The 9,197-nt window shown below is 55.9% G+C and carries 10 protein-coding genes; 8 read left to right on the top strand and 2 right to left on the bottom strand.

Going from position 1 to position 9,197, the window contains the following annotated elements; all coding sequences use genetic code 11:
- The 6 genes from BLR85_RS26730 to BLR85_RS26705 all read left to right on the top strand — a co-directional run.
- On the top strand, positions 1-834 hold an 834-nt coding region (locus tag BLR85_RS26730), incomplete at its 5' end, for a glycosyltransferase (protein ID WP_093164570.1).
- Positions 835-1,091: 257 nt separating this feature from the next.
- Positions 1,092-2,045 carry a glycosyltransferase family 2 protein gene (locus BLR85_RS26725; protein ID WP_093164568.1) on the top strand — a complete coding sequence of 318 codons (954 nt, stop codon included), beginning with the start codon at positions 1,092-1,094 and terminating at the stop codon, positions 2,043-2,045.
- Complete coding sequence (locus tag BLR85_RS26720) at positions 2,042-3,241, top strand: glycosyltransferase family 4 protein (RefSeq protein WP_093164565.1); 1,200 nt, start codon at positions 2,042-2,044, stop codon at positions 3,239-3,241. Before BLR85_RS26725 ends, BLR85_RS26720 begins: the two co-directional genes overlap by 4 nt.
- Positions 3,238-4,383, top strand: coding sequence for a glycosyltransferase (locus BLR85_RS26715; protein ID WP_093164563.1), 1,146 nt, complete (start codon positions 3,238-3,240; stop codon positions 4,381-4,383). The genes BLR85_RS26720 and BLR85_RS26715 overlap by 4 nt, the downstream gene beginning before the upstream one ends.
- Positions 4,376-4,960, top strand: a complete 585-nt coding sequence (locus BLR85_RS26710) for a WcaF family extracellular polysaccharide biosynthesis acetyltransferase (protein WP_093164561.1) — start codon at positions 4,376-4,378, stop codon at positions 4,958-4,960. Before BLR85_RS26715 ends, BLR85_RS26710 begins: the two co-directional genes overlap by 8 nt.
- A 75-nt stretch (positions 4,961-5,035) precedes the next feature.
- Entirely contained in the window at positions 5,036-6,367 is a 1,332-nt protein-coding gene (locus BLR85_RS26705; protein WP_093164559.1) for a hypothetical protein, read from the top strand.
- 96 nt (positions 6,368-6,463) lie between these two features.
- Here the strand turns inward: BLR85_RS26705 and BLR85_RS26700 are convergent, their stop codons facing one another.
- Positions 6,464-7,351 carry a tyrosine-type recombinase/integrase gene (locus tag BLR85_RS26700; RefSeq protein ID WP_425284515.1) on the bottom strand — a complete coding sequence of 296 codons (888 nt, stop codon included), beginning with the start codon at positions 7,349-7,351 and terminating at the stop codon, positions 6,464-6,466.
- A 61-nt stretch (positions 7,352-7,412) separates the two neighbouring features.
- Between BLR85_RS26700 and BLR85_RS29690 the strand changes: the two genes are divergently transcribed.
- Complete coding sequence (locus tag BLR85_RS29690) at positions 7,413-7,670, top strand: helix-turn-helix domain-containing protein (RefSeq protein ID WP_212635176.1); 258 nt, start codon at positions 7,413-7,415, stop codon at positions 7,668-7,670.
- 22 nt (positions 7,671-7,692) lie between these two features.
- On the top strand, positions 7,693-8,058 hold the full coding sequence (locus tag BLR85_RS26695; protein WP_093164555.1) for a VanZ family protein: 366 nt from the start codon (positions 7,693-7,695) through the stop codon (positions 8,056-8,058).
- A 249-nt stretch (positions 8,059-8,307) separates the two neighbouring features.
- Here BLR85_RS26695 and BLR85_RS28800 read toward each other — a convergent pair whose 3' ends face one another.
- On the bottom strand, positions 8,308-8,625 hold the full coding sequence (locus BLR85_RS28800; RefSeq protein WP_139188575.1) for a hypothetical protein: 318 nt from the start codon (positions 8,623-8,625) through the stop codon (positions 8,308-8,310).
- Positions 8,626-9,197: the final 572 nt, after the last annotated feature.

Genomic DNA, 9,197 nt, shown 5'->3' with positions numbered 1-9,197 from the left:
GACGGTTCGACCGATGGCAGTCTGGACGAGATCAAACGTTTCGATGGTCGGGTGACTTGGCTCACAGGCCCCAATCGAGGCGGTTGCGCAGCCCGAAATACCGGAGTGAAACTGTCTACAGGCAACTTCCTGCAGTTCCTAGACGCCGACGATATCCTCCCCTCGGACAAAATCGCCCGCCAGATCTCAGTGCTGTCTAAGGCACCAAGAAGAAGTGTTGCCATTTGCCCTTGGCAAGTTCTGCACGACGACGGACGTTGCGATCCCCCAGATCCGCGCGATTATTGGAAGAACTACGACGAAGGGATCGATTTTCTGTTGGCAATGTGGTTGCGAGGCGGATTCTTTCCTCCACACCCTTGGTTAGTTCCTCGGGCGCTTGCCGAAACATGTGGTCCTTGGAATACTAATCTGGCAGCCGATCAGGATGGGGAATACTTTGGTCGTTTACTCACCGTATCTGGCCCGGTACTCTACTGCTCAGACACGAGCGTGCAATATCGTAGTCCACCTGCTGGCGCCGTCAGTCTTGATAGATCTCGCCGAGCTGGTGAAAGTCGCGTTCGAGCTTTCGAAACTGTTGCCGAACACATCCTAACCATCCGCGACGACAGAGCTGCTCGCCGGGCCTGCCTCAGCCGGATAAGGACAACCGCCTATGCTCTGCGAGAGTTTGACGACATAATCACGCGGGCCGATGCTTGGGAAAGGCGGTTGTCCCTGTTTGACTTTAGTCCAACCCTCCCTCCGGCGACGCGACTTCTGGTGGGTTTGTTAGGGATAAGGCGCGGGCTTCATACCAGGGAATTGCTGAAAAGGCTGACAGGTCACTAATCCAAGCTCGATCGCAGTCCACTATCTCGTTTCTTCACATCAAAAAGGCCAAAGCTGGCATTCTCACTCACTACATATGCGGCTTACGGACGGATCACCGGAATGTACTATATATTTCCTGAACTTTCAGCGAACGAGACGGACTTTAGAAGGCGCCTCCTGCGGCTGGCGCAAAAAAAAGGTCTTCAACTGCCAAGTTCATTCTGCGGGGGATTGTCACGATTCTTGACAGAAAATTAGAAGACTGGAGCTGATTGATGGTCGCTATTTCTGTTGTCATCCCGGCCTTTCGCCCAAACAGCTTCGATGCACTGGCGCGCTCCATGAAAGCCAATGTCGCCGCCGATGCAGAATGGATTGTCGTGGATGATGGATCAGGGGCGGAATTTGATGCGATCTTTTCGACCCTTCCAAGTGCTGTTCAATTGATTCGCCTTCCAGAGAAACGACGGCAGGCTGCAGCCCGCAATGCCGGGCTGGCGCAGGCGCAGGGCAAATGGGTCAAGTTCCTCGATGCAGATGACGAGTTGGACCAGGGACATTTAGCTGCGCTGCTGGACCGAGTGGAGCAAGACAATACGATCCCGTTTGCGCCAACAAAGCACGTGTTTGCCAATGGTTCTATCTATGTCAACGACAGTTGGCGCGATCTGCGCGAAAACGCCGAGGCGCAGTTCCGCCGTCAGTTGGTGAGACCTTTTTTTTCCCATTGCGGCGCGTTGTTCCCGCGCGAATTGCTAGACCGGCTAGGCGGTTACGACGAAAGCCTGATCACCGACGAGGACGGCGATTTGATCTTGCGCATCCTCCACGAGGGGTATCACTTCACCCCGGTCGTAGGAGTGCACTACCTCTACATCCATCAAGACGGCCAGCCGCGCGTCTCTGCCGACGACGACATCCGCAAACTGCAGTCGCGGGTTCGTGTCTGTGACAAGGTCGAGGCGACCTTTAGTGGGCATATGACCCCGGGTGTGGCGCTAGCGCTGGCGCAACGGATTGACAAGATCGCCATGAGCTACTGGACTGCCTTTCCGGCCGAGGCAAAGGCGCTGGTCGCCCGCGCGCACGGCATCGCGCCCGGATATGCGCCGGACATTCGGGGGCCACTGCGCCTGGTTCGCCGGATTGGTGGCCCCGGCATGGTCTTTGCCGTTCAGGGGTTGTACCGAAACCTGAAGGGGCGACCAAAGGGCGGAGCTCAAGGATGAAACTGCTCGCCATCAGTGAACACTACTTTCCCCGTGTCGGAGGCACGGTCAATTACGTGCACGAGACACTTTGCGCAGTAGCAGCCCTCGGAGTTGAAGCGGAACTTCTGATACCCGGCCCGCCCCCGGTCGGTTGGCAATACCAGGGCATTTCTGAAGCACCTTATGCCATTACCTGGATCGACGCGGGGTACCCGGCCACGGGCGATCCCAGTCGCGAGCAACGCTATGAGTTCTGTCGCCAAGTTGATGTACTGGCGGCGGAGCGAGCAAGCAACGCCAATCGACCGAGCGTTTTGCATGTACTCTTTGGACTTTTCGTTATGGAGGTTCTGGACACCAGCCGCCTACGCGCAGCAGGCGTGCCTTGCGTCTCTACTGTACACAATGTGCCACCCATGGAGTGCCGCCAAACCAAACCCAATGCGACGCTGCCAACCCGAATTCGGGAAGAGCTACGCCTCAAGGCAGTGGGTCTGAAAAACCGCTCTCGACTGCGGAAGAGCCGCTACGACTTGCACATCGTACCTTCGGAACAGGTGAAGAGGTTCCTCGAGCCGGTGGTGAAAGATCCAGTCACGGTGATCGGCCATGGCCTGACCACGGACCTGCAATCGCTCATGACGCCGCCTAATACAAGACGCCCAGAAGGCTCCCTTCGTTTACTGACCGTTGGTGGTTACATGCCACACAAGCGCCAACACATCATTCCTGAGACTGCCGCGCGTCTGTTGCAAGATGGCATCGACTTTGATTGGGAGATCGTCGGGCCCTCGGAGCGGGTCCGGGGTTATTTCGACAGCATCAAAGCTGACATCCATGCACGCGGCTTGAAGGACCGGGTCATCTTGCACGACTCCGTTCCATTCCAAGAACTCGGCTCTCTCTATGATCGCGCCAACATCTATGTTCAGCCCTCAATAGAGGAAGGCTTTTGCCTGACGGCACTCGACGCTGCCGCAGCCGGGCTGCCTGTCATTGGTTGCCATGCTGGCGCATTGCCCGACATTATCGCATCTTCCGGCGGAGCGCTCGTGGAAAGCTCTCCGATGCCCCTATCCATTGCCATCTCCGATTTCGTACGAAACAACCGCTGGCAGGATCCCGCCGCGCAGAGCAAATATGTGATGTCACAGTTTTCCTGGAGCCGGGCCGCGTCAGAACTGAGGTCGCACTACGATAGGTTGACTGCATGAGTGATCCTCTACGCGTGCTTTTGTTGACCTCAAAGCTTTCTCCGGCGGCGGGGGGATTAGCGGTTTCGGTGCCGGGACTGGCCTATTCGATTGATCCGTTGCCGGACATGGAAATGCATGTGATGGGAACGCAGGATCCAGGAAATCCCACAGCGGCAAAGAGTTGGGGCCCGCGCGTGCAAGCCTTCGGCGTGATGGGCCCGCAAGCCCTGCAGTTCGCCCCTCAAATGTCCCCGGCCATGACTGCCTTGGCGCCAGATCTCATAGATGTGCAGGGACTCTGGACATTTCCATCGTTGGCCAATTTGCGCTACGCAAGAGCGTCCCACATTCCGTATGTCGTAACACCTCGGGGCATGCTCGATCCGTGGGCTCTGAAGAACTCCGCTCTGAAGAAGAAGATAGCGGGTAGGGCCTTTGAGAGCGCACATCTTCGGGGGGCGTATTGCCTGCGGGCCACAGCTGAGATGGAGGCCGAACACTTTCGCGAAATGGGGCTTATTAATCCAATCGCCGTTGTGCCGAACGGCCTCAATTTGCCGGACCTAGCTCCTCGGACTGAGCGCGATACGCGATCAGTGCTGTTTCTCAGCCGCATACACCCGAAGAAGGGCGTGGAGTACTTGCTGCGGACCTGGGTAGCGCTGCAGGCAGAATTCCCTGGTTGGGAAGTCATCATCGCGGGCATCGATGAAAACGGTCACGAGTCTGAACTGAAGACGATGGTCCAGGAGAGGCGCATTCCACGCGTCCGTTTCGTCGGTGAAAAGCATGGCGCGGCCAAGGAACAACAGTACCGCGATGCCGATCTTTTCGTTCTGCCCACTCATGCGGAGAACTTCGGTCTGGTTGTCGCCGAGGCTTTGGCCCAAGAAACTCCCGTGATTACAACGCGAAATGCACCTTGGCAGGGATTGGAGACTCACGGCTGCGGGTGGTGGATCGACCTCGAGCAAAGCCGGTTGACCGAAACCATGCGGGAAGCGATGTCCCGGCCAGCAGCAGAACTGGCCGCGATGGGTCAGCGCGGCCGCGCCTGGGTTCGACGCGACTTTTCGATGACACAGGTGGCCCAGAAGATGCGGAGCGTCTACCTATGGGCCGCCGGACGCGACCGAAGACCGGAGTTTGTCCATGAATGACCCAGCCCAGCGGCTCGACCGGTTCGAGTCCTCGAACTTCGACCGGGGCGCTTCTAAGCTAACTGAGTTCGCCTGGATGCTCACACAGGCTTGGTTTTTTGGCTCCTGGTTGCCGGGATCTGGCTGGAGGGGAAAAATACTGCGCGTTTTCGGAGCCACTATTGGCACGGGTGTTGTCATTAAACCCCGTGTGACGATCAAGTTCCCTTGGCGTCTGACGGTGGGCGATCACGTATGGATCGGCGAACGTGTCTGGATTGATAATCTGGCTCACGTGGTTTTGGACAATCACTCATGCATCTCGCAAGGGGCATACCTCTGCACCGGCAGCCACGACTGGAAGGATCAACAATTTGGTCTTGTCACCAAGCCCATCAATGTGGGGCCTGGTGCGTGGGTTGGCGCGCGGGCAACTCTTGCCCCTGGCGCGGTACTGGAAGATGGCGCCGTCCTTGCCATTGGCGCTCTTGGAATCGGGCGACTTGCCGCCATGACCGTTTATCGTGCGGACGGTACCACACAGCCTCGGTCTGCCCAGAGTGCCAATGCGAAGCCGAAAGCCGATAGATATGATTGACCCCTCCGGTTATCTTTGATCCACGCGCATACCCTGCCGCGAACTCGTGGCCCTTGACCTAGATCGGATCGTCCCATGGTGTTCGGCTACACCCCTCTAGACCCACTTGTCGTCCTGATTGGTACTGCAATGGCAGCCTGGTTTCTAATTAGGAAGCCGATCAGGCTGATGGCCTATATGCCCGCCGCATTGAGTCTCTACTTTTTCATCCCGACAATTACATTGATGACGCTTTGGCAAACGATTCCCTTGCTGCTCACTGGAAGGGTGTTGGCGAAGGGAACGCTAAAGGTCCCAAGTTTCGCGAAATTTTTCGTCTTTTTGTTTGGATCGGCGTTTGTGGTCTCGGCAACCTACAGTCTCTTCTCCGGGGATGATCGCACGCGCGCCATTATCCGTGTAATCTACTACTTGGGGATCTTTGCGCTTTTTTCTTTCTCGTACGAAATGGGTCGAAGACCCGAAGGCCTTCGGTTTCTGCTGAAAGGACTTGCAGCCGTGGGCGTTGTCTTTTCAGTCTACGGATTATATCAACTGGTGGCGACACCTCTTGGACTTCCAGTGCGTGGAATCTTACGCGGCACCTACGGCGCAGACATTGCGTACGAGTATGGTTTTGTCCGAATTAACAGTTTGACCAATGAACCCAAACGCTTGGGTTATGTCCTGTTTTGCTCCGCGCTTGCCTGTTTTGCCTTGAGTCGCCTGAAACCGGAGCGTGCAAAGCTCCTTCGCAAAACGTCCTATTTAATTCTGTTTATCTCGCTCTTCACGTTTTCTGGCTCCTATTTTTTGAGTATTGTTCTCTTTGGTCTCGTTGCAGTTATTCTCTATCCATCCAGAGCCACACCGTATGCACTGGGCCTAGTCGCGGTATTGAGCTTCATCATTGTGATACTTCCGGATAACGAAATTCTTGAAGCGATCCAACACGGCTATGAGCGACGCGCTGTAGAAGTGGAGATTGGAATCGACGGCCGTTTTGTTTATCGACAGGAGTTCTACGCTTGGGACTATCTTGCACACCACCCTTCGGTTGCAGTCACGGGAGTTGGGCTAGGCCAGTACTTCGTCGCATTAAATCAGGAGTATGGGATTGGCGTTGGGATTAACGAGTACGGTGGATTGGTACCTTTAAACTCCAACGTTCTCGAACTCCTTTTCGACCTCGGCGGTCCTTCCGCTGCGCTGTTCTACTTTACGATGATCACGCTGATCTGGAAACTTCGCCAGGCAGGGGAGCGGTTTCTTTGCCTTGCGCTTCTTTTCGTTACGATGCAAAGCCTGTCCATTCTGACGCTGCAGTGGATGGTGCTTTTTGCAGGAGTCGGTGTGGGCCGTCTTGCAATGAAACACGCAAGTAACCCCTCCGGGTATCGATCTTCAGTTAGGAAGCGAACTGTTTGACCTTCGATCGCAAATTGTGACCCGGCGATCGAGAACACTTTTGAGTTGACCACCGTTTCATGTTGCCGAGAAATTGGACTGGAATGAGAATACTTGTCACGCCCAAACGTTGTGTTCCGCCTGCTCCAAGTATCGCGCCAGAACGTTGACCGACTTCCACCCCCCTGCCCTCATGATTGCGGCGGTATCGAATCCATTGACCAATAAATCCTGTGCCGCGCCCACCCGCATTGAGTGACCACTAAAAGCGTCGACGTCAGCCGGATCTAGCCCCACTCGTTTCGCCGCATTCTTAACGAGCCGTTTGACTGTCGTCGTTTCCAGACTTCGATTAATTGGTTTGCCTTGGTAAATCGGGCAAAACACCCAAGGGATTATGTGTCCCCGCCATTCCAGCCACTCCAAGACCAGACCGGCCGTACGTTGCGACGTAAACGCCAGCCGCCCCTCTCCGAAGGGGTCGGACTTGCTGCGTCGGATCAATACCCGAAACGTCCCGTCGTCACGCAGTTCTAGATCATCGGTCCGAAGTGCGACAAGCTCGGATCGACGAGTCAGTAACTCGTAGCCAAGCGCCAGCATGGCCCGGTTCCTCAATCCCCATGGGTCGTTGGGTTCGGTTTCAATGAACTGGTCAAGATATTCTCGCGTCAGGCCCTTGGCTTGTTTGGGACGGGAGGGCTTGGATCGCCGAACGCGCCGAAAGGCCAAATTGATGTCTTCGTGGTAGGTGGGGTCCGGCAAGTCTAGTAGGCGATGAACCTTCCGTATTGCGTATAGGCGCCGTCGAACTGTCGATGGCGCCTTTGTTTTGCCCTGATCCTCAAGGAAGCGACAGACGGTTTCTACACTTGATGGAAACGGAGGGTTCACGTCATGTGCACAACACCAGGTTTCGAAGGCCTCGACATCTGCGTAGTAACTACGCATTGTCGCCGGCGAGTACGCCCCTTCCAGACGTTCCAGTTCGGTGCGCCAATTCATATCGGCAGAAAGGGCATAAGTGTCCATATGTGGCAGTATACTGCCACTTTCCGAGGAAGCAATGGTTACTGGCAACCAAATTCGAATTGCGAGGTTTGGACTTCGTTGGTCTGTTCAGCAACTTGGAGAAAAGACTGGCATCCCTGTCCGCACTATCCGGCGAATTGAGTCCGAAGATGGCGTTCCAGCGTCGAGTGCAAGTACGGTGCAACACCTGACAGAAACCCTCGAATCCGCCGGCATTGAGTTCATTGGCACGCCGAACGACGCCCCTGGTATCCGCATCCACAAGATCGATGCGCCTGGTTCCGATGAGTAACCAAACCGATTCTGCGGCAACGATGCGCAAGCTCGCTGTATGGATGACAGTGAGTACCGCCATTCTCATTGCCTGGGCAACGCTCGCGCCTTCTGCAAGTCTTCCGACACCGCCAGGGAACGACAAGGTCCATCACTTGATCGGCTTCGCTGCTCTCACCTTTCCGGCAGGACTGTTGTACCAGAGGTCGCTAATTTGGGTGCTTCCATTTGCGATCCTGTTTGGCGGCATGATCGAAATCATCCAGCCATTTGTCGGACGGCACCGTGAGGTCGCAGATTTTGTTGCCGGTACAGCGGGCGCTCTTGTTGGCGCAGGCATCGGGTGGACATTTCGGGCACCAATGTTGCTGGCGGTTTCCCGCGTGGAACGGTTTCGCGGACCGTAAAACAGAGGCAAGACCTCCGTGTTCGAGTGGGGCGGCGGATGACCACGGAACTCCGCTAACCCAGACCCTTTTGGCTATGCTGGGTAATCCTTATTGTTTCGCGCTCCAACTCCCTCATCCATTCAAGCATCTTCCTTTCAAGCGCGGTGCGTGGCCCGTCGTTGATAGCGTTCTTGATTCGCTGCGGCATACTTGATCCCGGTCACCTAGGCCTCGGGATCTGCTTTCGGCGCTGACGAAAGGAGCGGATCAGGTCGCAACCGGTGGTTTTCTTGAAAAACCACTGCAAAAGAGCGCGGTGTAAAGCTTGCGTTGTTGAGTTGGAGAAGACGGCCTAATACGCTTCGCCGAGCAGTTGTATGTTTTTTGCTGCGCCGGAATTGTCTTGGGGGGAGTGGTCTGCGTGTTAAAAAGAATTCTTTTGGGATCGGCGGTGCTTTCGTTGCTGTCGGCCTGCTCTCCAACGGTGACAGTCAAGTGCCGCCTGATGCCAATTACATCTGATCCGGTTTTCGCCGAAAAGTATGGCACCGCAACCGAGAGCGGCGCTTCGACGGATCTGGGCAATTGGGTCTGCAGCCAGTGAAGAACTGTTGGCGACGTCCAAAAGTGTTTCCGGGTTACTCCGCCTGAGGAATTGACCCTGACTATAGGGCGCATGGCGAAACCGAGCGCAGATCGTGTTTTGCTGTACCGGCAAGGAACCCCAATTTCTTCGCGAGTTCGATTACTTGTTATCGAGAGGCCGGAACATGCACTGGCTCCACGTGGCTTCGGAGATCGACGTTGAGTGCCCCCGGCAAAACAAGTGGGACACCGTCGCTCTGCACCCGCCTAGATCTTGCCTATGATCTCTTTCGTTTCTCGTTCCAGCTTCCGCATCTCCTTAGCGTCCTTGGTGTAAAGGCCATGCGTTGCCGCCATCTGCACAGCAAGCTTTCGCTAGACGGGATCGCGGGGGCCAGATTCGAACAAGGCAAGGGAGAAACTCGGCTCGGTTCCCGAGAACACCGCGCAGGAAATGTGCGCCGAGACCGGCTTCAAGGGAGAGCTGGTCTGCGACCTGAGCAAGCCGGGTGGAACCATGCGCAAGCTCATGGATGTCAGCGGCCCGGAGCGGCTGGGCTGGAAAGCCTCTA

The organism is Aliiruegeria lutimaris (assembly GCF_900099935.1).
Lineage (GTDB): Bacteria > Pseudomonadota > Alphaproteobacteria > Rhodobacterales > Rhodobacteraceae > Tropicimonas > Tropicimonas lutimaris.
The sequence above is the reverse complement of the archived record's forward strand: the minus strand, read 5'-3'. Positions and strand labels throughout refer to the sequence as shown.

Coding starts and splice junctions, on each gene's coding strand:
- BLR85_RS26725 (WP_093164568.1), top strand. CDS start 1,092: ATGGTCGCTATTTCTGTTGTCATCCCGGCCTTTCGCCCAAACAGCTTC.
- BLR85_RS26720 (WP_093164565.1), top strand. CDS start 2,042: ATGAAACTGCTCGCCATCAGTGAACACTACTTTCCCCGTGTCGGAGGC.
- BLR85_RS26715 (WP_093164563.1), top strand. CDS start 3,238: ATGAGTGATCCTCTACGCGTGCTTTTGTTGACCTCAAAGCTTTCTCCG.
- BLR85_RS26710 (WP_093164561.1), top strand. CDS start 4,376: ATGAATGACCCAGCCCAGCGGCTCGACCGGTTCGAGTCCTCGAACTTC.
- BLR85_RS26705 (WP_093164559.1), top strand. CDS start 5,036: ATGGTGTTCGGCTACACCCCTCTAGACCCACTTGTCGTCCTGATTGGT.
- BLR85_RS26700 (WP_425284515.1), bottom strand. CDS start 7,351: ATGAATTGGCGCACCGAACTGGAACGTCTGGAAGGGGCGTACTCGCCG.
- BLR85_RS29690 (WP_212635176.1), top strand. CDS start 7,413: ATGGTTACTGGCAACCAAATTCGAATTGCGAGGTTTGGACTTCGTTGG.
- BLR85_RS26695 (WP_093164555.1), top strand. CDS start 7,693: ATGCGCAAGCTCGCTGTATGGATGACAGTGAGTACCGCCATTCTCATT.